Origin of the sequence: Microvirga lotononidis (assembly GCF_034627025.1) — a bacterium.
Taxonomy (GTDB): domain Bacteria; phylum Pseudomonadota; class Alphaproteobacteria; order Rhizobiales; family Beijerinckiaceae; genus Microvirga; species Microvirga lotononidis.
The window spans coordinates 19,787-44,285 of record NZ_CP141048.1 but is presented as its reverse complement, the minus strand read 5'-3'; the positions used below and the strand labels follow the sequence as shown (position 1 = coordinate 44,285).

Sequence of the window (24,499 nt, the reverse complement as noted above, 5' to 3'; positions counted from 1 at the left end):
CATGACGGAGCGCCCCTTCGCACGACGCCTGATGACCGGTCTCGTGCCGGCCGTGCCGTATCTCTGGCTCGGCGTGTTCTTCCTCGTGCCGTTCCTGATCGTTCTTAAGATCAGCCTGTCGGATCCGGCCGTAGCCCAGCCGCCCTACAAGCCGGTCTTCGACTGGAGTGACATTGCCGGCTTCTTCAGCGGACTGGATTTCGAGAATTTCGAGCTCCTGACGCAGGACGACCTCTACCTCCGCGCGACCCTCTCGTCCGTGCGCATCGCGGCGATCTCGACGGTGCTGCTCCTGCTCGTTGGATTCCCTATCGCCTACGGCATGGCCCGCGCGCCCGAGCGCTACCGGTCCCTGCTGGTGGCGCTCGTCATCCTGCCGTTCTGGACGAGCTTTCTCATCCGCATCTATGCCTGGGTGGCGATCCTGAAGCCTGAAGGGCTGCTCACGCAGGCGCTCATGGGCCTTGGCCTGATCACCGAGCCTCTCGACATCCTCAATACGGAAACGGCGGTCTATATCGGCATCGTTTATGCCTATCTGCCCTTCATGGTGCTGCCGCTCTACGCGACCCTGGAGAAGATGGACGACACGCTGCTCGAGGCGGCTCTCGATCTCGGCTCGCCGCCCTGGCGGTCGTTCTGGACCATCACCGTGCCGCTCGCTATGCCGGGCATCGTCGCGGGTTCGCTCCTGTGCTTCATCCCGGCGGTCGGCGAGTTCGTCATTCCCGATCTGCTCGGCGGCTCGGAGACCCTGATGATCGGCCGGCAGCTCTGGAGCGAGTTCTTCTCCAACCGCGACTGGCCGCTGGCTTCGGCGGTGGCGATCCTGCTCCTCATCATTCTCGTGGTGCCCATCGTGATCTACCGCGATGTCGAGGCAAGGCGCGTGGAGGCAAGGCCATGAACCGGCGTCTGAGCCTCTTCAACGTCACCTCCCTCGTGATCGGCTTCGCCTTCCTGTATCTGCCGATCCTGCTGCTGGTGATCTATTCCTTCAACGCATCCCGCCTCGTGACCGTCTGGGGAGGCTTCTCGACCCAATGGTACGGCGCGCTCTTCCGCAACCAGGCTCTCATGGAGGCGGCCTGGGTCACCCTGCGGATCGCGCTTCTCTCGGCGACGCTGGCGACGATCCTCGGGACCCTCGCGGCGCTCGCCCTGACCCGCTACGGACGCTTTCCCGGCCGGACGCTGTTCACCGGCATGGTCTATGCCCCGATGGTCATGCCGGAGGTCATCACCGGCCTGTCGCTGCTCCTGTTCTTCGTCGCCGTCGACCTGGATCGCGGCTTCTGGACGATCACGCTCGCCCACACCACGCTCACCATGTGCTTCGTCACGGTAGTGGTGCAGTCACGTCTCATGACCTTTGATCGTTCGCTCGAGGAGGCGGCCATGGATCTCGGCGCGCCGCCCTTGCGGACGTTCTTCTCCGTGACCCTGCCGCTCATCGCCCCGTCCATCGTAGCGGGCTTCCTCCTCGCCCTCACCCTGTCCATGGACGACCTAGTGATCGCGAGCTTCAACGCCGGACCCGGCGCGACGACCCTTCCGATCAAGATCTACAGTCAGGTGCGGCTCGGGCTCTCGCCGGAGGTGAACGCGGCCTCCACGATCCTGATCGGCATCGTGACGCTGGGCGTGATCGCCGCGACCCTGCTCAGCAAGCGCTCAGCCATGCGCAAGGCTCATTGAGCGATCGCCTGAGGACGCTGTTCGTTGGCGGGAACGCGGTCCGAGGGGAAGAGGGGCTTGGCTGCGCCGGAGCGTTCGATGAGGGAACGGACCTGCGGGGAGACGGCCACGTTGTCCCAGTCGCCGACGACGTTGAACACGAGAGCGGGCGATTGGCCCGGAGGGGCGCCTGCCGGCGAGACATTCGCCGTCATGCTGAGGGTGCGATCCACCAGCAGCACCTGGCCTTGAAGGTCCGCCTGGACGGTGGGGCCTTTCAGATGGGCTTCAGCGATTTCACCGACGCCGCTCTTGATCAGGATCTGCGCCTGCGCCTTGTCGAAGGGCGTCCGGCCGCCTTTCCAGTTGAGGGACGCGAGAAGCGGGCGCTTGTCCACCCGGCGTAGGGCGTCATCGAGGGCGATGCCGACGATCTCCCCGTCCGTGACCTCGATGGAGGAGCGGCCCTGGGCCTCGCGGATCACGTCCGCGGGGTTCTTGCCCGTTCCCTCGAAGCTGAATTGCCCGGAGGCCAGGCCGGTGATCCAGCGCGGCTCTCCCATGGCGACCAGGAAGGGGGCGATCTTCACACCGGAAAAGGTCCCCTGGCTCCTCAATTCGACCTGACCGTCCTGCTTCACCAGCGACAGACGGCCTTTCAGGCTGCCGTCCTGGAACCCGGCCCGGCCGATCGAGGCCTCGATCCGACCGGGCTGCACGAGAACGCTCGCCGCCATGTCGTCGAGGCTGAGGCGGCCGAGATTGGCGCTCGCGGCCGAGAGGCGCAGGTCGAGATCGGTGCCGGTGGTCCGGGTCAGGTCGATGCTCTCCTCGCTCCAGGCGCCGGAGGAGGTCCGGGCCTGGGAGAACGGCGCGAACAGGTCGGACAGATTGAGCGTGTCGGCCGCAAGGGTACCGGTGATCACCGGGCGCTCCGTGTCGAAGCGCACGCCGATGGTCCCCTCCAGCTTGTCCTCGCCCAGCGTCACCGAGACGGCCGGCCAGGACAGGCGACGGCGGTCCATCGAGAAGTCGCCGGCGAGGGTAACGCCGCGCAGCAGCGGCCCGAAGGGCAGTTCCACGCCGCTCCAGCGGGTGAAATCGCGCACGGACTTGGCCTTGACGGTGCTTTGTCCCGTGATCCGAGGAGACACGCCGAGCTGCGCCTCGCCCTCGGCCGTGACCCGGGCGGAATGTGTCGAAAGATTCAGGGCGAAGGGACTGATCCGGTCCGAGACCAGGAGGTCGGGGAAGACGGAGGCACTCTCGAGAGAGACCACCTCGTCTCGCCAGAGGGCGGACCCGGACAGGGTCATGGGTTCGGCCGCGTCCGCCCAACGGACGACGAGGTTGAGCCGGTCGAGGTTGGCTTCCGTCAGGTCGGTCCAGCGCAGGGTGGATTTGCTCACGATCAGGCGCCGGGCATAGGTCTCGCTCGACCGGTCCTTGAAGGCCTCGGCCCATTTGACCGATTGGAGCGCCTGAAGCGATGCGGTGATGCGACTCTCGGTCAGGTCGAAATCCGAGAGCTCGATCCGTCCAAGGAGAAGGGGCAGAAGACGAAGCTCTCCCCTCAGGATCCCACCTTCGGCCTTGAGAGCTTGGTCTGGGAACTGCAGCGTCACATCCTCGAACTTGACTCTCGGAATGGGGAGCACGGCGAAGGTGCTGCGGCCCCTGACCGTCAGGTCGAGGCCGTATTTCTCCTTCACGTGCTGCGTCAGCTCAGCCGACAGGCCGCCGCCGGGCAATGTCCAGGGGGAGGCGGCCGTCCCGAGAACGGCAAGCGAAATCAGCGCAATGAGTAGGACTATGCGGCGGGACATGGGACGAGTGTTGTAAACCTTGAGCCCTGCCTAGCAAGCGACCATGAGGAGATGTCCTCAGGCAAGGCTGATATCTTGGATCGTTTCCATATATCCATAGGAAGGGATTGTCTAAATTGAGGCCAAGTTGCAGGGTGCCGCCATTCGCAGCCGAGCGGCCTGCGGCAAAAGCGCCGCAGGCCGCTCCCGAGGTTTATTGTTCGGGCGCTTCTAACGAGCATGAACATGCCCATGGGGAGAGGTTTTGATGGACAAGGTTTACAGCGACGCGCGGGCAGCGCTGGCCGGGGCGGTCAAGGATGGCATGACCATCATGGCCGGCGGCTTCGGCCTGTGCGGCATTCCGGAGACTCTGATCGAGGCGATCCGTGATTCGGGGGCGAAGGGCCTGACTTTCATCTCCAACAACGCGGGCGTGGACGGCATCGGCCTCGGCCGCCTGCTCGAAACCCGCCAGATCCGCAAGATGATCTCCTCCTACGTGGGCGAGAACAAGCTCTTTGCCCAGCAGTACCTCTCCGGTGAGCTGGAGCTGGAATTCAACCCTCAAGGAACGCTTGCCGAGCGCATCCGCGCCGGCGGCGCGGGCATCCCGGCCTTCTATACCAAGACGGGCGTGGGCACCCTGATCGCCGAGGGCAAGGAGGTGCGCGAGTTCAACGGCGAGAAATACGTCATGGAGACGGGACTGTTCGCCGACATCTCCATCGTGCACGCCTTCAAGGGGGATACGGAGGGCAACCTCGTCTACCGCAAGACCGCCCGCAACTTCAATCCGATGATGGCCACGGCCTCGCGCCTGACCATCGCCGAGGTCGAGCATCTGGTGCCGGCCGGCGAGATCGATCCGGACTGCATCCATACCCCGGGCATCTTCGTGAAGCGCATGGTGCATGTGCCCAACCCGGTCAAACATATCGAGCAACGCACCACCCGCAAGCGTGAGGAGACCGTTTGATGGCCTGGACCCGTGAACAGATGGCCGCCCGTGCGGCTAAGGAGCTGCGCGACGGCTTCTACGTGAATCTCGGCATCGGCATCCCGACGCTGGTGTCGAACTTCATCCCCAAGGGCATGCGCGTGCAGCTCCAGTCGGAGAACGGCATGCTCGGCATGGGCCCGTTCCCATTCGAGGGCGAGGAGGACGCGGACCTCATCAACGCCGGCAAGCAGACGATCACCGAGCTGCCGACGACGAGCTATTTTTCGTCGGCCGACAGCTTCGGAATGATCCGCGGCGGCCATATCGACCTGTCGATCCTGGGCGCCATGCAGGTGGCCGAGAACGGCGATCTCGCCAACTGGATGATCCCCGGCAAGATGGTGAAGGGCATGGGGGGCGCCATGGACTTGGTGGCAGGCGTCAAGCGCGTCGTGGTGGTCATGGAGCACGTGGCGAAGGCCAAAGACGGCTCGGAGGACCCGAAGCTCCTGACGGCGTGCAACTTGCCGCTGACGGGCCAAGGGGTGGTGGATCTGGTGATCACCGATCTCGGCGTCTTCTCCATCGACAAGAAGGGTGGCACCGGCATGACCCTGATCGAGCTCGCCGACGGCGTGACGGTGGACGAGATCAAGGCCAAGACTCAGGCCGACTTCAAGGTCGCTCTCAACGGCGGTCAGTCCAACGCGGCCTGATCGTCGCGTTCGACGGACGTTTCATACGGGCCCCGAGGCATCCTCGGGGCCCGTATGCTTTTCGAGGGAACCGGAGCCAACGCGGGCCCGTTGGCCCGGCATCGTCCACTTGCACTCTAAGGTTATGACGCCTCTCGGTCCTGCCACGCTCCACCTGTGCATCGACATGCAGCGCCTCTTCTCATCGGACGGGCCATGGCCGACCCCGTGGATGGAACGCGTCCTGCCAACGGTCACACGGATTGCCGAGCGGGCTCCGGATCGAACGGTTTTCACCCGTTTCATTCCCCCGTTCCGACCCGAGGACATGCCTGGGACATGGCGCGGCTACTACGAGCAATGGCGCGAGGTCACCCGGGAGCACCTCGAACCGCGAATGCTGGACCTGATGCCCTCGCTGCAGAGGCTTGTGCCGCCTGCTGTGGTCCTCGACAAGCCGGTCTATTCCGCCTTCGCCGGGCACAAGCTGCGCGACCTCGTGCATGAGCGCGGCATCGATACCCTGCTGATCACCGGCTCCGAGACCGACATGTGCGTTCTCGCCACCGTGCTCGGCGCCGTCGATTTGGGGCTGCGCGTCGTAATCGTCACCGACGGCGTGTGCAGCTCGTCCGACGAGGGGCACGATTCCCTCCTGACGCTCTACACGAAGCGCTTCAGCTACCAGGTCGAGACGGTCAGCAGCGAGGTGCTGCTCGATCAATGGCCCTCGTGACGGGCGGGCCAAGTCGGGTGCCTCAGCGTCTGTATTCGAGCTGCATGGCCACGAGATCGGCCGTTGGGTTCCCGTAACGAGCCGCAATGCCCTGGAGCGCCTGATCCAAGGCATGAGCCGGTCGCTGACTTCCGATCGCCGGCAGGAGATGCTCTGCCGACCAGCTCGTGGCAACCTTGTCGGGAATGATGCGGATGCGGTTGCGGCTTTCCAGCGCGCCTTCCGTCCGGGCGAAGGTCACGGCTTGGGACCGGTAGGTCCTCGACCAGGCATCCGCCACAAGGGCCAGCGACACCTCGTCGGCGCCGGGGCGAAGGTCGATGCCGAGCTGCTCGCGGTTCCAGAAGGCGAGGGCATTGGCGATGAGCGTCAGGGCGAAAGGTTGCGTGAACGAGAAAGCATCACTCCGGTGACTTGCGTCCCATCCGGCAAGGCCGATATCGCGGGCGACCGCCTCGGCCTTGTTTCGGCCCGCAATCGCCTCGATCAAGGTGAGAGCCATCGGCATGGAGGCGCTGATCCCCGTCGTCGTCGCAACGCCCTTGTCGACGACCATCCGCCGGTCTGCGACGTAGTGGATGGCGGGATGCGCCCTGCGCAGTTCGTCGACGTAGTACCAGTGCGTCGTCGCCTTCTTGCCATCGAGCAGCCCGGCCTCGCCGACGATCTTGGCGCCGGCGCAGATGCCGACGATCATCGCGCCCTTGTCGGCTTGTCTCTTGAGCCACTGCAGGACGGCGGGATCATCGTCGCGGCTCATGGCGGGAACGATGACGTAGTCGGCACCGTCCGGATGCTCGGCATCGAAATCCGCCACCGTCATGTCGGGCACGATCTTGAAGGCCGGATACAGCGTCACCGGGCCGGACTCCGTCGCCAGCGCCACCACATCGGCCACGTCGGCGCGCCTGAGGATGCCATAAGGCATGAGATAATCGGTGGTTTCGGTCGCGTCGTTGAGGCCGAGGATGGCGACAAGGGGACGCTGGCGCTTCGGCGGCTTCAGGGCTGCCAGCAGGGCATCGGATTCTTCCTTCCCAATCGGCGGCGCCGCGCCGATATCCGGTGCAGGAGGCAGGGAGAAAAGCCAGGTCGCGCCAATCGTTACGAGAAGTGCGGCGACGCCGAAACTGCTCCACCAGAATAGGCGCTTCCTCATGCTACTCGCACTCCGATGAGCGCATCCTGCGGCCCTGTGGGTCGCTCGAGCGGTTCTCCCGGTCCGCGCCTGACGATGTGCTCTACAAGGACCGAGGCATCGGACGGGATCCCAAAGGTGCAAGCTCACTTTTGGGTCCAATGCTCTGATCTGCCGCACCGCATCCTAAGTCGCGCCCCTGCGGCGGTCCACCTGACCGAAAGGCGATAGCTCCTTAGAGGCAGATTCCTAATGACGTCGTTTCATCGCAAGGGGCATAGAAGCGGGGTGCCGAAGGCGGATTCGACGTGCGCTAGTGATGCTTTTGCCCTTCGAGATGGATTGCCGACGCAATCCCCACAGGATGAGGGCTTAGGTCATGGCTTATCAACGGCCGGCAAAGCCGACGCGGAGCTGCCTGCGCTCTCAGCCACTCGCGGCCGCGCCTCGGCGGTGCGCACGAGCTGGATAACCGGAAGAAGGCCGACGAGGACGATGACCAGGGCTGCGAGAGACCCATCCTCGAAGCGGCCCCGCGAGGCATAGGTGTAGACGAGCGTCGAGAGCGTTTCCGTATTGAGGGGCCGCAGCAGGAGGGTCGCCGGCAGTTCCTTGATGCAGTCCACGAAGATGAGCAGGGCGGCGCTGGCCAGGGCCGGTCGCATGAGCGGGATCTGAATCGCCCAGACCATTTCCCGGCGCGAGGCACCCAGCGTCCGCGCGGCGTCTTCGAGGCTCGGCGATACCCGGTCCAGCCCGGCCGACAGGGAGCCGGTGGCGATCGACAGGAAACGGATCACGTAAGCGATGACGATACCGCCGGCGGCACCCATGAGAAGGAGACCGATGCGCTCGCCGGTGAGGCTGCGCCAGAGGGTTCCGATCAGGTTGTCGATTCCCACGAGGGGCACCATCAGCCCGAGCGCCAGGACGGTGCCGGGCAGGGCATAGCCCAGGCCCGCGATGAAGAGCGAGCCCTTGGTCAGAGAATTCTTCGACAGGCGGGCGGCCGAGACGAGCACGACGGCGAGGATCAGGACCGTCGAGGTCGCCACGACCGACAGGCCGATGGTCGTCATGAAGTGGGCGAGGAACTCCGCGTCGAGCTGATTGAACAGGCCGCCGCGCAGGGTCTCACGCAGCAGAAAGGCCGTCGGGATAATGAAGCCCAGGAGGACCGGAACGGTGCAGAGAACGGTCGCGATCCAGCCGCGGATCCCGAAGAGCGGAACCGGATGCACCGTGCGGTGTCGCTTGGGCGACGCGGCATAGCGCCGGTCCCGGCGGCCATAGCGCTCGATCAGGATCAGGCCGATCACGAAGGCCAGCATCACGCAGGCGATCTGCGCCGCGCCCGGCAGGCTGCCACGGTTGAGCCAGGTGTTGTAAACGGAGACGGTGAGCGTCCGCACGCCGAGATATTCGCTCGCGCCGATGTCGTTCAGGGCTTCGAGGAGAGCGAGCGAGACGCCTACGGCGAGGGCCGGGCGGGCGAGGGGAAGGGCGATGATGCGGAACAGCTTGATGCGGCTTGCGCCGAGGGTCCGTGCCACCTCCAGCATGCTGGCGCTCTGCGTCAGGAACATCGCCCGCGCGGCGATGTAGATGTAGGGATAGAGCACCGCCGACATCACCAGGATGCAGCCGGGAAGCGAGCGTATTTCAGGAAACCAGTAATCGCCTCGCGACTTCCAGCCCATGATGCCGCGAAGGGCCATCTGGACGAGGCCGGCGGAATCGAAGACTTCGACGTAGATATAAGCCGTGATGTAGGTCGGAACGGCGAGCGGCAGCGGCAGCAGCCACACCAGGATGCTTCGGCCCGGGAAGCGGTGCGCCGTGACGAGCCAGGCCGCCGTGATGCCCATCGAGCCCGCCACGAGGCCGATCCCCGCGAGCAGCGCCAGAGTGTCGAATGTGCTTGCCGGCAGAACATTCGCGATGAGATGAGGCCAGATCTCCGCATCGCCTTCGGCGGCGATCTCGATCAGCGCCGCAAGCGGCAGAAGGACGACGAGGGCGATGGCCGCCACGGCGGCCGAAAGCCACCATGGAAGGCGCCTTGCCTTTCGCCGGGACGAAAATCCGAATGCCGTCTGGGTTTCTGCAATCACGGTTGAATGGAAATGGCGCCGCCGTTACCGGCAGCGCCTCTTGGGGGCAGGAGAGGGCGGCTGAACATGCTGCCCCGTGTCTTATTGGTCGAAACCGACCTTGTCGACCAACTCGCTGGCCTTCTTGCGCAGCTTCGCGATCTCGGCGATCGGGATGTTGTCGGCCTTGAGCTCGCCGAAGGACGCGATGGTCGGGTGGACCTTGATCCCGGCCTTGATCGGATATTCGGAATTGGCCTCCGCATGGATCTCCTGGGATGCGTCGGAGACCATGTATTCCATGAACTTCACCGCGTTCGCCTTGTTCGGCGCGTTCTTCGTCAGCGCCAGACCCGAGACGTTCACATGCGTGCCGCCGCCCTCGAAGGTCGGGAGGATCACGTTGATCGCCTCGCCCCACTTCTTCTGCTCGGGATCGGTGCCGTTGAGCATGAGCGAGACGTAGTAGGTGTTGCCGATGGCGACGTCGCAGACTCCGGCGAGGATGTCCTTGGCCTGTTCGCGGTCGCCTCCCGAAGGCTTCTTGGCGAGGTTGGCCTTCACGCCCTTGAGCCATTCCTCGGCCTTCGCCTCGCCCTTGTGGGCGATCATGGCGGCGATCAGGCTGATGTTGTAGAGATGCTGGCCCGAGCGGATGCAGACCTTGCCCTTCCACTTGGGGTCTGCAAGCTCCTCGTAGGTGATCTTATCCTGCTTCACACGCTCCTTGGACGCATAGACGACGCGGCCGCGCAGGGCGATGCCGAACCAGTGGCCTTCCGGATCCCGATAAGCCGCCGGGATGACCTTTTCGAGCGCTTCCGACTTCACCGGCTGCGTCACGCCGTAATCCTTGGCGGCCGCGAGGCGGCCGATATCGACGGTGATGATCAGGTCGGCCGGGCTGTTCTGGCCCTCGGCGCGAATGCGCTCTTCGAGGCCGTTGGCGATGAAGATCGTGTTGACCCGGATGCCGGTCTCCTTAGTGAACTCGTCGAGAACGGGCTTGATGAGGCCGGGTTCGCGGGTGGTGTAGATGTTCAGCACCTCCTCGGCGGAGGCCGCGAGGCTCGATCCTGCCAGCATGCCGAGAGCCGCGGTGCCGAAAAGCAGCCCGCGCGCAAACGAAACGTTCACCTTCATGAATTCCTCCAGCAACCATGCCAGGGCCGGCACTCAGCCGGCCGTGTTGGCGTTGCAAGAACCATGATAGAGGGGTCAGGTCAACTGAAAATCAAGTGATTTCAATAACTTATAAGAATTCTAAACTGCCGCTTCCTTATAGGCATTCTAAGCTGATGCAGCCTTCTGGACCGATCCCACACCCGGCAGCTCGGCCCGCAGGCGGGTGATCTCCTCTTCCATCTTCTCCATGTTCGAGAACAGGCGCTCGCTCGCAAGCCGCAGGAAGTAGAAGCCGAATTCCGGGTTCTGGAAATAAAGCTGGCGCACCTCGTCATAGGAGATGCTCAGCACTTCGCCCGCCTCTATACATTCGAGCGTCTGGGAGCGCGTGTTGCGCGGCGACATGAAGCCCATCTCGCCGACGACCTGCCCCTGAAGAAGCTCGATGTCGATTTCCTTCAGGCGGTAGCGACCGGAAATCGTGAAGTACATGCAGTTGGCGCTATCGCCCTTGGCGAAAAGCACTTCGCCGGACGTGGTCTTGCGGCGGGTCATGAAGGGCTTGAGCCATTCCATGGACAGGTCGCTTTTGGAAGCCTGCTTCACGCGCTTGATCAGACCAAGCATCTGGTAGAGCCGGACGCTGTTCAGCGGCAGCAGGATCAAGTTGACGACGATGCTCGGATAGTTCCCGGTGAACGACGAGAAGATCAGGGAGCAGATATTGGCGCCGATCCCGATGCAGCGCAGCGGGATGATGGTCTTCATCGCGCTGCCCGTGACAGCGAGGACTGCGCCGAACCAGCCGATTGCCTCAAACCAAGTCATGAACCCTCATCCCGCCTTCCGATTCATCGTAACGGCATATACCATCAGGATAGGAATTCGCGCCAGCTACGCATTGGCGCAGGAGCGAGGGCTCTTAAGGAGAATGCGATCCTTCAGCGGAAGCATCGGCCGGGTCCGGCTGATGCTGCGCCTCATGGAGGATCAGGGGCGGGGAGTCGAGGCTTGGCCGGGCACACTCAAGGCGCGGCGCTGGGAGGTCGGGCCGGATTGCGGAGCTGCGGCGGACGGGCGCAAGGCGCCGCCGGAGACGGACGGCGGCGGAGGAACGGGATCACGCGGCAGGACCCCCATCGGAGCCGCGGAGCCAGCGCAACCACTCAAGACGAAACCAGCAAGCAAGATGGCGGAAACTGATACGAAATAACGCATAGCTTTACTCCACTAGGATTGCTGCAAAAGCTAGACCATAAGAAAGAGATGTCGAGTCTCGGAGTGCTGCTCCGGTTTCCGACCGATCCATTCCTAGTCACCGAATGACGAAGCTCGTCTTCCGTGCTTAGCACTAGGATAGTTTCGCTCGAAGGGCTCCTCCGTAAGGCTGCAATGCCTAATTAGTAGAAGAGAAACGAGAGAGGATTGCATGGAGGGTCGTTTCCTCGTGAAGACAGCAGTTACCGTCATCGCCCTCGTCGTCTGTGCCGCTCCTGCCTGGGCCAAGTGTCAGGACGGACCCGGGCCGGGTGTGGATTGGTCCGGTTGCTCGAAGGCCCGGTTGATGCTGACTAATGAAGACTTGACGGGAACCAACTTCCAGCGATCCCTACTGACATTGAGCGATTTCGCCTCTTCGAAAATGGCTGGGGCCAACTTGAGCGAAACGGAGGTCAGCCGCACCCGCTTCGAAGGGGCGGATCTGTCCAAGGCGAATTTCACCAAGGCTCTGGGCTGGCGCGCCAATTTCGGCCAGGCCAATCTCACGGGCGCCGATTTCGGCTCCGCCGACATGAACCGCTCGAACTTCGCCCAGGTCAAAGCCGCGGGAGCAAACTTCAGCAAATCCGAATTGAACCGGTCCGATTTCAGCGGGGCGGATCTCTCGGGCGCCAACATCTCGAAGGCCGAACTCGCACGGGTGCTCTTCCAGAGCGCGAAGATCGCCGGTGTGGACTTCAGCTATTCCAATCTCTCTCGATCCCGCCTGGACGGCCTGAATCTGCAGGGTGTGAATTTTACGGGATCCTACCTGTATCTCACGCAGATCGGCGGTGCGGACCTGAGCGGGGCTACGGGTCTTACGCAGGAGCAGATCGATATCGCCTGCGGCTCGGCGCAGACGAAGCTCCCCCCCAGCATCAACCCGCCGAAGACCTGGCCCTGCAAGGAAGAGGATGAGTGAGGCGCGACCTGATCCGGTGAAACCAAGCCGCAGGGGGCCTTTGCGTCTGCGCGAGCATAGGCTCGTGAGGTCGGCGCGCGCTCGTTCGATCCCGCCAGATCGAACGGAAGCATGCCATCGCCGATCAGGATGGCGGGCAGGGCCAGCCGTGTGAGGGCGTCGGGATCGGACGGTTCAGGGGCATCCCTCGTGGATGCCGTCCCGAGATCGGTGTTGCTCTTACAGTTCGACGGCGTCGCGTATGATCGGGCAGGTCATGCAGTGCCCGCCGCCTCGTCCGCGCCCCAGCTCCGCACCCGATATGGTGATGACCTCGATGCCGGCCTTGCGCAGCAAGGTGTTCGCGTAAGCGTTACGGTCATAAGCGAAGACGACGCCGGGTGCGGCGCAGACGAGATTCGCACCGCTGTCCCACTGCGTACGCTCGCGCATATAGGCGGTGCCGCCGGTCTCGACGATACGCATCTTCTTGATGCCGAGCGCCTCGCCTACCACCTCGACGAACGATCCCTTATCCTTGTGCAGCTCGATGCCGCTCGCATTGTCGGCCGGCCTGTAGGAATAGGCGTGGATCGTATCGACGATGTCCGGATAGACCAGCACACAGTCGCGATCGGCGAAGGTGAAGACTGTATCGAGGTGCATCGCTGCGCGCAATTTCGGCATGGCAGCCACGATCACCCGCTCGGCCGCGCCCTTCTGGAACAGGGCGGCGGCAAGCTGGCTGATCGCTTGTCGCGATGTGCGCTCGCTCATGCCGATCAGCACATTGCCCTTGCCGATCGGCATCACGTCTCCACCCTCAAGGGTCGCAAGGCCATGATCGTGCAGCGGATCGCCCCACCAGACATGGACCTTATCGGCGAAGTCCGGATGAAATTTGTAGATTGCGGCGGTCAGGATCGTTTCTTCGTGGCGGGCGGGCCAGAAGAGCGGGTTCAGCGTGCAGCCGCCGTAGATCCAGCAGGTCGTGTCACGGGTGTAGAGAGTGTTCGGCAACGGCGGCAGAAGATACTCGGTGACGCCGGCGGCGTCGCGGATCAGAGTGAGTTGCTCGCCGCCGATCTCATCGGGAAACTCTTCCGTCGACAAGCCGCCGATCAGAGTTTCCGCGAGTTCGCGATCCGACAGTCCGTCGAGATATCCGCGGATCTCGTCGAGCAGTCCGAGCCCGACCTGGTTGGGCACGACCTGATTGTCGAGGATCCACTTTCGCGCCTCGGGAATTGCAACGGTCTGCGTGAGCAGATTGTGCATCTCCACAACTTCGATGTCGCGGTCGCGCATCTTCTGCATGAAGTCGAAATGGTCACGCTTGGCAACATCGACCCACAGGACGTCATCGAAGAGAAGCGCATCGCAGTTCGAAGGCGTGAGGCGCTGGTGCGCGCGCCCAGGTGCGCAAACCAGCACTTTCCGGAGGGTACCGACCTCCGAGTGAACGCCAAACGCGGATTGCGATGCTGGCGTCGCAGATTCCATTGTTGCCGTTGTTGCGCTCATGGTCGTACTCCCGGGTTGCGCCGAATGTCCCGTCAGATTGTGATGTAGCCTGTTGCAAGTCCGTGGATGCCTATGACGCAACCGACGACAGCAGCCGCGAATATGGCCCATTCGATTGCCGTGAAGAGCGTCTTGCCCTGCTCGCGGCGGGCCCAGAAATACAGAATCGTCCCTGGCCCGTAGAGAATGGCCGCCAGCAGGACGAACTTCATGCCGCCGGCATAGATCAGGAAGAGAGTGTAGATCGTCGCGATCCCGGCCAGGAGCAGGTCACGCCGCCGCTCCTGGGGCCGAATTTCATAAGTCTCGCCACGCCTGGCCAGAAGGACGCCGTAAGCCGCAACGAGCAGAAATGGGATCAACGACATTGCGCTGGTGAGACTGAGCATTAACGAGAATGCGTCCCGGGACCAGTATGTGCTGATGACGAAAAGCTGCACGACGATGTTGGTCAGCCACAGCGCGGCGGCCGGAACGTTGTTTTCGTTCTCCGTTGCGAAGAGGCGTGGCATGTCGTCCGTTTTGGCTGCCGTGAACAGGACTTCGGCGCAGATCAGCGACCAGGCGAGATAGGCACCGAGTACGGATACGATCAGGCCGAGGCTGACGAATATTGCGCCCCAGTGACCGACGACGGCTTCCAGGGCAGTTGCCATTGAGGGTTGGCGCAGTTCTGCGATGTCTGAGCGAGCGAGCACGGCGTAGGGCAGGAGCGTGACCAGGACCAGAAGGGCCGTGACGCCGACGAATCCGAAAATGGTCGCCTGGCCGACATCGGAGCGTGTCCTGGCATAGCGCGAATAGACGCTGGCTCCCTCGATGCCGAGGAAGACGAAGACCGTGACGAGCATCGTTGCGCGCACCTGCTCGAACAGTCCGGTGGCCGGCATGCCTTCGCCGCCCCACAGGTTCGCGCGGAAGAGATCCCCACGGAAAGCGCCGATCAGGATCGCGATGAAGACGAGGATCGGCACGATCTTGGCGACTGTCACAACGGAGTTGATGAAGGCAGCCTGCTTGATGCCGCGCAGAATCATGAAGTGGAACAGCCAAATGCCGATCGAGGCGACCACGATGGCCACGACGGTGTTTCCGTCGCCGAAGACCGGGAAGAATGCCCCCAGAGTCGACTTGATCAGGACCCAGTACGACACGTTGCCGATGCAACTTCCGATCCAGTAGCCGAATGCCGACAAGAAGCCGGGATAGTCGCCGAAGCCAGCCCTGGCATAAGCATAGACACCGGCATCCAGATGAGGTTTGCGTTCGGCGAGCGACTGGAACACGCGAGCGAGCGTATACATGCCGCCAGCCGCGATGCACCAAGCGATGATGGCACCGACCGGACCGGTTGCGATGGCGAAAGTGCGTGGCAGCGAGAAGATGCCGGCGCCGACCATAGAGCCGACGACCATCGCGGTAAGGACCGGAAGCGACAATCCCTGGTCCGTTGTACTGGCCACCGAACCCCCATGGGGCTGATCCGTCCCGACGCCTACGGGTGGAAGTGGGTGGACCTGAGCCATCGCCGTCCCTCCTGTCCATGGTATCCTGGCGGGAGCTGGCAACGATTGAGGGTCTCTGTAAGGTGATGGCTACGTCTTCAGCTATCAGGGCAGAGAGTATCGTCGGCGAATGATAGTCCCTCAGGTCAAAATCCTTACGACCGGTCGAGTTTCATCCGCTCTTGCCTGATCCCTTAACTCTGCATTCTACGCCGGAACGAAACGTTTTACTGTTGATATGAACACCAATGCCTCGTTCGAGGTCCAACATACTCCTTTTCCGTCAAACGCCAAACACCCAGATCGTGCCGATACCTTCGAATATCCATTCCCTCGCGATCATATGCGCCGGGGTAGCGTCCGGTTGTAAAAATACACCCCTTAAGTCGCTGGTGCTGGCGGCCGTGGGGCAATCCGGGGAGCGAGGCGTCCCGGTGAGGTGAGGGGCAATCACCCCGGCCTGCACCGCGTGCTCGTCCAGGCCCCTGGCCCTGCGGCGGCTGCACGAGTCCCGCTTTGACTGGACGCGGCGAACAACTGCCGTGCCTCGCTAAGGCCAGTCCGTGATGGCGCGGGTCCCAGAACTGCTCCATCGGGGTTCCGGTGAACCCAGCACATTCCTGTCCGATACCGTGACGATGCCGCTGAAGCAGATATTGCCTTTTCGTGACGATGTGAGCGGGCGCAACCTCTCTGAGAGACTCTGGATCGCGGAGCATGTCCCGGAAAGCCTCAAGCCTGCTGAACAGGCTGGCTTAGGCGCCAAGCTTTCTATCAGATCCTTGGTTAAATCGTATGTTGCCGTAAAGTAACATAAGTTAATAAAGCGGGCGCTTAGAGTGATTTGGCTCGACAGTTAGAGGATTATCCTCCTTAGTGCTGCGCCGAAGGCGGCAAGCTTTAACGCACCGCCAGAGTACTCAACGATAACGACACTATTGCCGCAGGACGGCACGTCGATCTGGGCCTCAGGCCTAGGGGGCAGGGGGCATGACATGGCAGGCAGTCTCGAAGGAATCCAGGTTAAGATCACCTTCTCCTTGCAGGGATGGTTTGAATACGAGGCCCCATATCAATTCACTTCGGTCGTCGTAGGTGCCGGCGCCGAGCTCGTTGTGCCCCTATCGGCCAGGATCCTGTCAGACACAGACGGCGATGGCGATATAGAACCGGTGCAGGGGCCGAATGGCCTCTTGAACGGGGTGATGACCATCGACATCTCCGGCAACCAGGTCTTCGCCCAGTTCGAAGGAACCGCGCAGCCCGCGGGATTCACCATTAAGATCGAAGGCCTGGCTCCCACAGGTGTCGCTCCGGGGACCATCGCCGATCAAGGGTCTATGAACGGGGTCAATGCGGTTTACGCCCCAACCTACGATGCTTCGACCAAGACGCTGACGTACAATTGGTTCTTCATGGGCTTCCAACCCGGGACCAAGGTCGATCAGACAGTCTTCTACGACAATCTTCTCGAAGACGCTCCCAATGCCGCCGATGATGTCTTCAATGCCAAGGCGGGCGTTCTTCTGACGGGCAAGAGTGTTCTCACGAACGACACGGACCTGGACAACGGCGGCCCGCTCGGTGTCGTGGACGTACAGACCATCACGGCGATCAACGGAGCCGCGGCCGGTATCGGCCAATGGGTCGATCTGGCGGGTGGCGGACGCGCTCTGCTCAATGCGAATGGTACCTTGCAGTTCTCCGACGACGGCGACTTCGCGGATCTGCGCGCGGGGCAAACACGCACTACATCGTTCCAGTATACGGTCACAGATTCTGCCGGGCTCTCCGACACGGCCACGACGACCTTCATCGTCGAGGGTGTCAATGATGCTCCGGCGGCCATTAGGCTGACGCAGATCAAGAGTGCCTTGGAGGACAGTGGTGTGGTCGCTCTGGACGACATCGTCGTCACAGACGCCGATACAGGCGATATCATCACCGCGACGCTCACGCTCAACCAGCCCCAGGCGGGCGCGTTATCGACCGGTACGTTCGGCGGCGCCACGTCGGTCTACAGCGCTGCAACCGGTGTGTGGACGGTGACGGGATCCGTGGCTGAGGTGAATGCGGCCTTGGCTGCGGTCACCTTCACGCCGGCGCCAAATTGGGATCAATCGGTTTCGATCGCGACTCAGATCAGGGATGCGGCCGGAGCGGGACCTGCCAACGGAACGATCACCGTCAACATCTCAGCCGTCAACGACGCCCCAACGGCCCTGAACCTGACGGGGAGCAAGACCTTCGTCGAGGATCCCGGGACGAGCATCGCGCTCGACGATATCGTTATCGCCGATCCGGATATAGGCGACACTGTCAGGGCTACCTTGACCCTGAGCGATCCAGCCGCAGGCCTCCTCACCGTAGGAACCTACGGTTCCGCGACCGCCACCTACGACCCGATGACCGGGGTTTGGACCGTGGCCGGATCCGTGGCCGATGTGAACGCCGCGTTGGCTGCCGTCTCGTTCACGCCATCTGCCAACTGGGATAAGACGGTCACGATCAGCACCCAAATCAGAGATTCCGCCAACACCGGACCGGCAAACGGCCTCATCACCCTCAATGCTGTGCCCGTCAACGACGCTCCGAACGCAAGCAACGACACACTGGCAAGCATAGCCGAGGACAGCACTCCCATCGTAATCGACTTTGCGACCCTTCTCGCGAATGATACGCCAGGGCCTCTCGAGACAGACCAAACTCTAACGATCACTACTGTCTCCGATGCGATCGGCGGAACGATTCAAATAGTCGGTACCACAATCGTCTTCACTCCTTCGCCGAACTATTACGGCCCGGCATCTTTCAAGTACACGGTGCAGGATAACGGCACCACGAACGGGCAGCTCGATCCCAAGACTGCAACGGGCAACGTTTCCTTCGCAGTGACCGCGATCGCCGACACTCCCACGGTGGCGAGCATAACGACGAGCGAGGACACACAAAGCAATTTCATCGTGATCGCGCGCAACGCTGCGGACGGCGCCGAAGTGACGCACTTCAAAATCACGGGTATAACCGCGGGCGTGCTCTATCTCGGCGATGGCACTACCCCGATAGCCGACGGCGCCTTCATTACATACGCCGAGGCCCAGGCCGGTCTGAAGTTCACTCCGTTCCCGAATTTCAACGGACAGGGGACGTTCCAGGTACAGGCGAGTACCAGCGCCTCGGACGCAGGCCTTGGCGGCGCGCGTGCCATGGCGACGATCAATGTGGCTTCCGTGAGTGACGCCCCGACATCCGCCGACGGCTCCGTGTTCCTGCTCGAAGACGGTCAGTACACGTTCAAAGCCGCAGACTTCGCATTCGCCGATCCTAGCGATTTGCCCCAAAATTCCTTCTTGTCCATCGTAATCGAGACTCTGCCGAACCAGGGCGTGCTGACGTTCGACGGAGTCGTCGTGGCCACGGGAACGGAGGTTTCCATTGCTGACATCGGCAAGCTGGTCTTCACGCCGGGCCTGAACGGCGCGGGCCTTCATTACAGTAGCTTCACCTTCCGAGTGAAGGATGACGGCGGGATCGACAATGGTGGCCGTGACACGTCGGTGCCGCAGACGATGCACATCGGCGTTACAGCGGTCAACGACGCTCCATCGGCCTCCGATCGCAGTGCCGTGCTTGCCGAGGATACGGCATACACATTCCAATCGACCCAATTCGGCTTCTCCGACGTACTGGATCCAGCAGACGCGCTTAAGGCGATCATTATCACCGGTTTGCCGACCGCCGGGCTCCTGACGCTCGACGGCATCGGCGTCACGCGTGATCAGGTTATCGAGGCAGCCGACATCGGCAAGCTGGTCTTCACCCCTGCGGCGGACGCCTTTGGATTGGGATACGCCACCTTCACGTTCAAGGTGCAGGATAACGGTGGCACTGCGAACGGTGGCAAGGACATCTCGGAGGTCGAGTATTCCTTCCGCCTGGATGTGACCGCGGTCAACGACCAGCCATCCGGGATCAGCGACGGTCCCGTGGTCCTCATGGAAGGTGGATCAGCATCCGCAACCGCTATCGATGGTGTGCTTGCGAACGACTCGGATATCGATCAGGACGGGCTTCAGGTCGTAGGGATCTCCCACAACAACACCGTGGGCTCAGTCGGCAGCGCCATCGCCGGGGACTGGGGGACGCTGACTCTCAATGCGGACGGAAGCTATACCTATCTGGCCGATCCTGCGACGCAGACGATGCGAGTAGGGGATGCGGTCACCGATGTCTTCGAATACACGGTCTCCGATGGGAACGGCGGAACCGCAACAGCGTCGATCACGTTCCGGATCGACGGCGAGAACGACGCAGCCGAGTTCAGCGGGACCGATGTCGGATCCGTGACGGAGGATGGCTCGTTGACTGCCGTTGGTGTCCTGACGGTCTCCGATACTGATTATGGCGAGGCTGGCTTCCAAGCGCTGGCCGACGTCGTCGGCGTCTACGGCACGTTCTCCTTCGATGATCTCACGGGGAGATGGACCTATGTTCTCGACAACGGGAGCAGGTCCGTACAGGCCCTCGGCGACGGCGAGGTGAAGTACGACTCCTTCAGCGTGAAGTCCACGGACGGCACGCAGCACGCCGTCACGATTGCTGTCACGGGCACGAAGGATGCCGACGTGATCGACGGCCTGGACGTCGACCGGACCGATATCGTCAACGGCGACGGCACAATCTCGCAGGTGACCACCATACCAGTCGTTCCTTCCGGTCGTGTTGACACGGACGGGACCGCGGGCCTTGCCGACATTCCGCTGGTGACGTCCGGCGGGCAAACCGTGCTCCTGGCGCAGCTGCCGGTGGGCTACGGCCTGCAGGTCAGCGGCCCGGCCGCGCCGAAGACCGCGGGCACCTCGCTCTCCGACCTGATCCGCGAGATCCAGGCCCATACCCCAGCCGGGTCGCCCGATCAGGGGCAGCTTGCCGGGGGCGGGGCCGGCTTCCTCGGCCTGCTGCCGGGCGACCGCCCGCTGATCGTGCAGACGATCACGCCCACGATGCTGCCCGGCAGCCTTTCGGCCCCGGGCCAGCCGTTGCTGATCTCCGGCACCCCGGCCGCGCCCGGCCTGCCCCAGACCGCCCTGGTGATCGACACCAGCGGGCTGCCGCCGGGCACCCACCTCCAGCTCGACAACGTCGACTTCGCCGCGGTGATCGGCGCGGTGACGATCACCGGCGGCGCGGGCGCGCAGGTGGTGTTCGGCGACAGCGCCAACCAGCACATCGTGCTCGGCGCCGACGACGACACGCTGCATGGCGGCGGCGGCGACGACTACATCGGCTCGCATGGCGGCAACGACTGGCTCTATGGCGACGCCGGCAACGACACCGTCTCGGGCGGGGAGGGCAACGACTGGCTCTTCGGCGGCAGCGGCCATGACTGGCTTTACGGCGGCACCGGCCATGACCGGCTCGAGGGCGGCGCCGGCAACGACCATCTGCTGGGGGAATCCGGCAACGACACTTTGCTCGGCGGCGAGGGCAACGACCGCCTCGCCGGCGGGCTCGGCCGCGACACGATGTGGGGCGGCGCCGGCAAGGACGTGTTCGTCTTCAGCGCGGTCAAGGACAGCAAGGTCGGATCGCAGCGCGACGTCATCGCCGACTTCCAGTCCGGACGGGACAGGATCGACCTGCGCGACATCGATGCCAACACGCTGCGCAAGGGCAATCAGAAGTTCGTCTGGGCCGGCGCCGACGGTCCCTTCCTGCTCGCGCAGGAAAGCGCGCATGTCCTGAAGGCCGGCTTCACCGGCAAGGCCGGCGAGCTGCGCTTCGACCGCGGCATCCTGATGGGCGACGTCAACGGCGACGGCCGGGCCGACTTCGAGATCAAGATCGTCGGCAAGTTCGCCTTCGGCGACGTGATCCTCTGACCGTGATCCTCTGACGGGGATCCTCTGACGGGGATCCTCTGCCACTGGGCCGGGCGGGACATGAACCGCCCGGCCTTCTCCCGCCCCGACGGCTTTGCCCCGAACCGTCTCTCGTCCGCTGCTCTGTCCGGAGATCCTCATGAAGCGCCTCGTGTTGTCCCTGTCCGCCCTGCTCGCCGGCCCGGCCCTGGCGGCCGACCTGCCGGCCCGTTCGGCCCCCGTGCCGCCGGCGGCGCCGCTCGCGGTCGATTGGAGCGGGTTCTATGCCGGCGTGCACGGCGCCTGGATCGGCGACAGCGGCGAGGCGGAGCGCACCGGCGTGGTCGGGGTGGCGCCGGCGGCGCTGCCGACCCGGGCGGGCCTGAGCGGCTCCGGCCTCGGCGGCGGGGCGCAGCTCGGCTATCTGTGGCAGGTCGGCCGCGTGGTGGCGGGCCTGGAGGCGGACCTGACGGCGATGGACGTGGGCCGCAGCCGCAGCGGCTTCGGCAGCGATGGCGGGTTCGGGCTGCGCACGGAGCTGAGCTCGCAGATGAACTGGTTCGGCACGGTGAAGGGCCGGGTCGGCGTGACGCTGCCGAGCCTGCTGCCGATGGTGCAGGAGACGCTGGTGTATGTGACGGGCGGCCTGGCGCTGGCGCAGGTGGAGCGGGCGGCGCGGATCACGGTGGTGCCGCTGGGCGTGGGCCCGCAGGCGAGCGGCGACGACTGGACGGCCGGGTTCGTGGTCGGCGGCGGCTCGGAGCACCGGCTGACGCCGGCGCTCTCGCTCAAGAGCGAGACGCTGTACTACCGGCTTCAGGACGAGACGCTGACGCTCGCGCGCGGCGGCGATCAGGCAAGCTACCGCTTCAGGAACGACGGCTGGATCAGCCGCCTCGGCCTCAACGTCCGGTTCTGAACTCAGGTCTCTCACCGTGATCCGGATCGACACCAAGTCTCGCGGCCTCAGCGATCGACGCAATGCAAGATCGCCCGGCAGAGGCCGAATTTGTGCGCCAATGCCATGATGAGTGATCTGCCGCTGCTATTCGGGGAGGCCGGCCTGCCGCAGGCCCTCGCATAGGCGATCGATCACCTCTTTCGCGAAGGGAGGACCTGTTCGCACGGCTGTGACCGTCAGGTCCGGATAGATCGGAAGAAGCCTTTGGACGCAGCGCTCCGCCTCCTGCCGCTGGCCAATCAGGGCATAGGATGCGGCGAGGAAACGGTTGATCCAGGTCGCTTTGGGATGAGCGACACGGGCTTTCTCAAGCCATTTGACAGCGTCGGCATAGCGGCCGGCCACGAAGTGAGCATCACCGATCCCGGCATAGGAATTGAAGATCGTCGGATCGCGCGGGCTCAAGCGGATGGCTCGCTCGAAGTGCTCAATCCCGGTCTCTGGATCATCCTGGAAGGTACGAAGCCAGCCACTGCGGTTCCATGCCCAAGCCGAGTTCGGATCGAGCGCGAGGGCCTGCTCAAGGAGAAACAACGCGGTGTTGAACTCGCGGGTAATCGTGTGGGCGGCTCCCAACACGGTCAGAACGAACGGGTCGTCGGAATCAAGATCTGCGGCGGCTCGTGCCTTTTCCAGGGCGTCGAGCCTGTCGCGCTCCGGCTCCTGCGACCAGTTGTAAATGACCCTTTGCCCGCTGCACCAGGAGGCGAGGGACAGCGCGAGAGGATAGGTCGGGTCCAGTTGCATCGCCGCGTCCAGCAGATTCGAGGCCGCCTGATTGGAAGCGGCGTCCAGGGACCAGACATAGGGCAGGGCCTGCATCACCAGATCGTATGCATTGAGGCTGTCCGGCCGCTTGCGGCGTGCGCGCTCGATCTCAGCTGCCCGGATCGAGGGTTGAATCGCACCCACGACATTCGTGGTGATCCGATCCTGCAAGTCGAAGATGTCCTCGACGGTGCCGTCGTAGCGGTCCGCCCAAAGGTGCGCTCCGGTTGCCGCATCGATCAGCTGCGCAGTGATGCGCACCTTGTCACGGCTCCGCCGGACACTGCCTTCGAGAACATAGCGGATGCCGAGTTCGCGGCTCACCTGCTGTACGTTCACAGCTCGTCCCTTGTAGGTGAAGGTCGAATTGCGGGCGATGACGAAGAAGGAGCGGATACGCGACAGCGCCGCGATGATATCCTCTGAAAGGCCGTCCGCCAGAAACTCGCCATCGGGATTCTCGCTCATGTAGTCGAACGGAAGGACCGCGATGGAGGGTCGATCCGGTACGGTCAGGCTCCTGTGCCGGGTCGCCAGATTGTCGTCAAAGAGGCTGTAGACCCGGACCGGCTTGGCGATGTTCTTGACCAGTTGCTCGCCCTGATCCTGGAAGCGATAGGGCAGCTTGTCCCGGATCTCCTCGTAAACCTTGGCGGAAAGGCAGATCGCTCCTGGCTGAGCCAATTGTTCCAAGCGTGCGGCAATGTTCACGCTGTCGCCGAAGATGTCCCCGTCGTCCTCGACGAGAACGTCGCCAAGATTGATCCCGACGCGCAACTGGAGCGAACGATCTGGGATGTCCGAGATCCTGGAGGCCAGGACTTCCCGCACTTCCACGGCGAACTGGACAGCCTCGAGAGGGCTGGAGAATTCCAGCAGAAAGCCGTCGCCGGTCGTCTTCACCACTCGTCCGTGGTGCTCCATGGCTTTGGGTTCGATCATGTCCTGACGCAGGCTTCTAATCCTGGAAAGGGTGCCTTCCTCATTCTCACCCATGAGCATGGAGAACCCGACCACGTCAGCCGCGACGATCGCCGCAAGCCGTCTCTGGACCCTGGACTTATCGGAACCGCTCATGTCCGTTATTCCCGGTGTGGGTTCGGATGGTGCGTCCTTGCTGGCGTTTCGTCCAGAAGTGAAGACGCATTCTTTCAGGCGCGAAATCATGACGCTCGGAGGCAGCGCGCAGTTGGCGGCAGGCCACAACGTAACATCCTCAGCAGCTTAGCTTGCGCTCCGTGAGGAAAGTGGATGCCTCAGCCGTGGAGCAACTATTGTCTGCGGTAATGCTTACTAGCCGCCATCCCATCTGCGTGCTGATCAGCGGCCGTAAACAACGCGCCACAGCGTGCGCAGACATAGTGCAGGTGACCTAAGCGACAAGCTTCAGGCACTCGATACCTGCCCTGTCAGGAATGCAATTGCCTGTCGCCCGATATTTCCTTGAGCATCGGGTTCATTCGATTCCCGCACGCCACTCCGATCCTGGAGAATAATGGGAACG

Annotated in this window: 17 protein-coding genes; 9 read left to right on the top strand and 8 right to left on the bottom strand. The window is 63.2% G+C overall.

The window, feature by feature from the left end:
* Nucleotide 1: 1 nt before the first annotated feature.
* Nucleotides 2-907, top strand: coding sequence for an ABC transporter permease (locus U0023_RS00175; RefSeq protein WP_009764392.1), 906 nt, complete (start codon nucleotides 2-4; stop codon nucleotides 905-907).
* The gene (locus U0023_RS00170) at nucleotides 904-1,698 is read left to right on the top strand and encodes an ABC transporter permease (protein ID WP_009764393.1); all 795 of its coding nucleotides are present in this window, start codon (nucleotides 904-906) and stop codon (nucleotides 1,696-1,698) included. The genes U0023_RS00175 and U0023_RS00170 overlap by 4 nt, the downstream gene beginning before the upstream one ends.
* Here U0023_RS00170 and U0023_RS00165 read toward each other — a convergent pair.
* Complete coding sequence (locus tag U0023_RS00165; protein ID WP_009764394.1) at nucleotides 1,692-3,503, bottom strand: AsmA family protein; 1,812 nt, start codon at nucleotides 3,501-3,503, stop codon at nucleotides 1,692-1,694. The two genes, U0023_RS00170 and U0023_RS00165, sit on opposite strands and share 7 nt — an antisense overlap.
* Before the next feature lie 247 nt (nucleotides 3,504-3,750).
* Here U0023_RS00165 and U0023_RS00160 point away from each other — a divergent pair, with 247 nt between their 5' ends.
* The 3 genes from U0023_RS00160 (at nucleotide 3,751) to U0023_RS00150 (ending at nucleotide 5,856) form a co-directional block, all read left to right on the top strand.
* Nucleotides 3,751-4,461: a CoA transferase subunit A gene (locus U0023_RS00160; protein ID WP_009764395.1), complete on the top strand. Its 711-nt coding sequence runs from the start codon at nucleotides 3,751-3,753 to the stop codon at nucleotides 4,459-4,461.
* On the top strand, nucleotides 4,461-5,141 hold the full coding sequence (locus U0023_RS00155; protein ID WP_009764396.1) for a 3-oxoacid CoA-transferase subunit B: 681 nt from the start codon (nucleotides 4,461-4,463) through the stop codon (nucleotides 5,139-5,141). The genes U0023_RS00160 and U0023_RS00155 overlap by 1 nt, the downstream gene beginning before the upstream one ends.
* 124 nt (nucleotides 5,142-5,265) lie before the next feature.
* Nucleotides 5,266-5,856 carry a cysteine hydrolase family protein gene (locus U0023_RS00150; protein WP_009764397.1) on the top strand — a complete coding sequence of 197 codons (591 nt, stop codon included), beginning with the start codon at nucleotides 5,266-5,268 and terminating at the stop codon, nucleotides 5,854-5,856.
* A 22-nt stretch (nucleotides 5,857-5,878) separates the two neighbouring features.
* Here U0023_RS00150 and U0023_RS00145 read toward each other — a convergent pair whose 3' ends face one another.
* The 4 genes from U0023_RS00145 to U0023_RS00130 all read right to left on the bottom strand — a co-directional run bounded on the left by U0023_RS00145 (nucleotide 5,879) and on the right by U0023_RS00130 (nucleotide 11,040).
* Complete coding sequence (locus U0023_RS00145) at nucleotides 5,879-7,015, bottom strand: DJ-1/PfpI family protein (protein ID WP_009764398.1); 1,137 nt, start codon at nucleotides 7,013-7,015, stop codon at nucleotides 5,879-5,881.
* Nucleotides 7,016-7,371: 356 nt separating this feature from the next.
* A complete protein-coding gene (locus tag U0023_RS00140) occupies nucleotides 7,372-9,027 on the bottom strand; it encodes an ABC transporter permease (RefSeq protein ID WP_009764399.1) in 1,656 nt (551 codons plus the stop codon).
* Between the two features lie 162 nt (nucleotides 9,028-9,189).
* Complete coding sequence (locus U0023_RS00135) at nucleotides 9,190-10,230, bottom strand: Fe(3+) ABC transporter substrate-binding protein (RefSeq protein WP_009764400.1); 1,041 nt, start codon at nucleotides 10,228-10,230, stop codon at nucleotides 9,190-9,192.
* Between the two features lie 147 nt (nucleotides 10,231-10,377).
* Complete coding sequence (locus tag U0023_RS00130) at nucleotides 10,378-11,040, bottom strand: Crp/Fnr family transcriptional regulator (RefSeq protein WP_009764401.1); 663 nt, start codon at nucleotides 11,038-11,040, stop codon at nucleotides 10,378-10,380.
* Between the two features lie 103 nt (nucleotides 11,041-11,143).
* Between U0023_RS00130 and U0023_RS00125 the strand changes: the two genes are divergently transcribed.
* Together U0023_RS00125 and U0023_RS00120 are read left to right on the top strand one after the other, a co-directional pair.
* Nucleotides 11,144-11,425, top strand: coding sequence for a hypothetical protein (locus tag U0023_RS00125; protein ID WP_040638770.1), 282 nt, complete (start codon nucleotides 11,144-11,146; stop codon nucleotides 11,423-11,425).
* 216 nt (nucleotides 11,426-11,641) lie between these two features.
* The gene (locus U0023_RS00120; RefSeq protein WP_009764403.1) at nucleotides 11,642-12,397 is read left to right on the top strand and encodes a pentapeptide repeat-containing protein; all 756 of its coding nucleotides are present in this window, start codon (nucleotides 11,642-11,644) and stop codon (nucleotides 12,395-12,397) included.
* Nucleotides 12,398-12,616: 219 nt separating this feature from the next.
* Here the strand turns inward: U0023_RS00120 and U0023_RS00115 are convergent, their stop codons facing one another.
* Nucleotides 12,617-13,900, bottom strand: a complete 1,284-nt coding sequence (locus U0023_RS00115; RefSeq protein WP_009764404.1) for an arginine deiminase — start codon at nucleotides 13,898-13,900, stop codon at nucleotides 12,617-12,619.
* A gap of 32 nt (nucleotides 13,901-13,932) precedes the next feature.
* Nucleotides 13,933-15,426 carry a basic amino acid/polyamine antiporter gene (locus U0023_RS00110; protein ID WP_009764405.1) on the bottom strand — a complete coding sequence of 498 codons (1,494 nt, stop codon included), beginning with the start codon at nucleotides 15,424-15,426 and terminating at the stop codon, nucleotides 13,933-13,935.
* A gap of 1,184 nt (nucleotides 15,427-16,610) precedes the next feature.
* Between U0023_RS00110 and U0023_RS00105 the strand changes: the two genes are divergently transcribed.
* Entirely contained in the window at nucleotides 16,611-21,287 is a 4,677-nt protein-coding gene (locus U0023_RS00105) for an Ig-like domain-containing protein (protein ID WP_195904223.1), read from the top strand.
* Between the two features lie 139 nt (nucleotides 21,288-21,426).
* Nucleotides 21,427-22,185, top strand: a complete 759-nt coding sequence (locus tag U0023_RS00100; RefSeq protein ID WP_009764408.1) for an outer membrane protein — start codon at nucleotides 21,427-21,429, stop codon at nucleotides 22,183-22,185.
* 126 nt (nucleotides 22,186-22,311) lie between these two features.
* Here U0023_RS00100 and U0023_RS00095 read toward each other — a convergent pair whose 3' ends face one another.
* Nucleotides 22,312-24,072 carry an adenylate/guanylate cyclase domain-containing protein gene (locus tag U0023_RS00095; RefSeq protein WP_009764409.1) on the bottom strand — a complete coding sequence of 587 codons (1,761 nt, stop codon included), beginning with the start codon at nucleotides 24,070-24,072 and terminating at the stop codon, nucleotides 22,312-22,314.
* Nucleotides 24,073-24,499 lie beyond the last annotated feature (427 nt).

What these genes read in the sequence shown, in the direction of transcription:
- U0023_RS00175 (WP_009764392.1), top strand. Translation starts at nt 2, where the DNA reads ATGACGGAGCGCCCCTTCGCACGACGCCTGATGACCGGTCTCGTGCCG.
- U0023_RS00170 (WP_009764393.1), top strand. Translation starts at nt 904, where the DNA reads ATGAACCGGCGTCTGAGCCTCTTCAACGTCACCTCCCTCGTGATCGGC.
- U0023_RS00165 (WP_009764394.1), bottom strand. Translation starts at nt 3,503, where the DNA reads ATGTCCCGCCGCATAGTCCTACTCATTGCGCTGATTTCGCTTGCCGTT.
- U0023_RS00160 (WP_009764395.1), top strand. Translation starts at nt 3,751, where the DNA reads ATGGACAAGGTTTACAGCGACGCGCGGGCAGCGCTGGCCGGGGCGGTC.
- U0023_RS00155 (WP_009764396.1), top strand. Translation starts at nt 4,461, where the DNA reads ATGGCCTGGACCCGTGAACAGATGGCCGCCCGTGCGGCTAAGGAGCTG.
- U0023_RS00150 (WP_009764397.1), top strand. Translation starts at nt 5,266, where the DNA reads ATGACGCCTCTCGGTCCTGCCACGCTCCACCTGTGCATCGACATGCAG.
- U0023_RS00145 (WP_009764398.1), bottom strand. Translation starts at nt 7,015, where the DNA reads ATGAGGAAGCGCCTATTCTGGTGGAGCAGTTTCGGCGTCGCCGCACTT.
- U0023_RS00135 (WP_009764400.1), bottom strand. Translation starts at nt 10,230, where the DNA reads ATGAAGGTGAACGTTTCGTTTGCGCGCGGGCTGCTTTTCGGCACCGCG.
- U0023_RS00130 (WP_009764401.1), bottom strand. Translation starts at nt 11,040, where the DNA reads ATGACTTGGTTTGAGGCAATCGGCTGGTTCGGCGCAGTCCTCGCTGTC.
- U0023_RS00125 (WP_040638770.1), top strand. Translation starts at nt 11,144, where the DNA reads ATGCGATCCTTCAGCGGAAGCATCGGCCGGGTCCGGCTGATGCTGCGC.
- U0023_RS00120 (WP_009764403.1), top strand. Translation starts at nt 11,642, where the DNA reads ATGGAGGGTCGTTTCCTCGTGAAGACAGCAGTTACCGTCATCGCCCTC.
- U0023_RS00115 (WP_009764404.1), bottom strand. Translation starts at nt 13,900, where the DNA reads ATGAGCGCAACAACGGCAACAATGGAATCTGCGACGCCAGCATCGCAA.
- U0023_RS00110 (WP_009764405.1), bottom strand. Translation starts at nt 15,426, where the DNA reads ATGGCTCAGGTCCACCCACTTCCACCCGTAGGCGTCGGGACGGATCAG.
- U0023_RS00105 (WP_195904223.1), top strand. Translation starts at nt 16,611, where the DNA reads ATGACCATCGACATCTCCGGCAACCAGGTCTTCGCCCAGTTCGAAGGA.
- U0023_RS00100 (WP_009764408.1), top strand. Translation starts at nt 21,427, where the DNA reads ATGAAGCGCCTCGTGTTGTCCCTGTCCGCCCTGCTCGCCGGCCCGGCC.
- U0023_RS00095 (WP_009764409.1), bottom strand. Translation starts at nt 24,072, where the DNA reads ATGAGCGGTTCCGATAAGTCCAGGGTCCAGAGACGGCTTGCGGCGATC.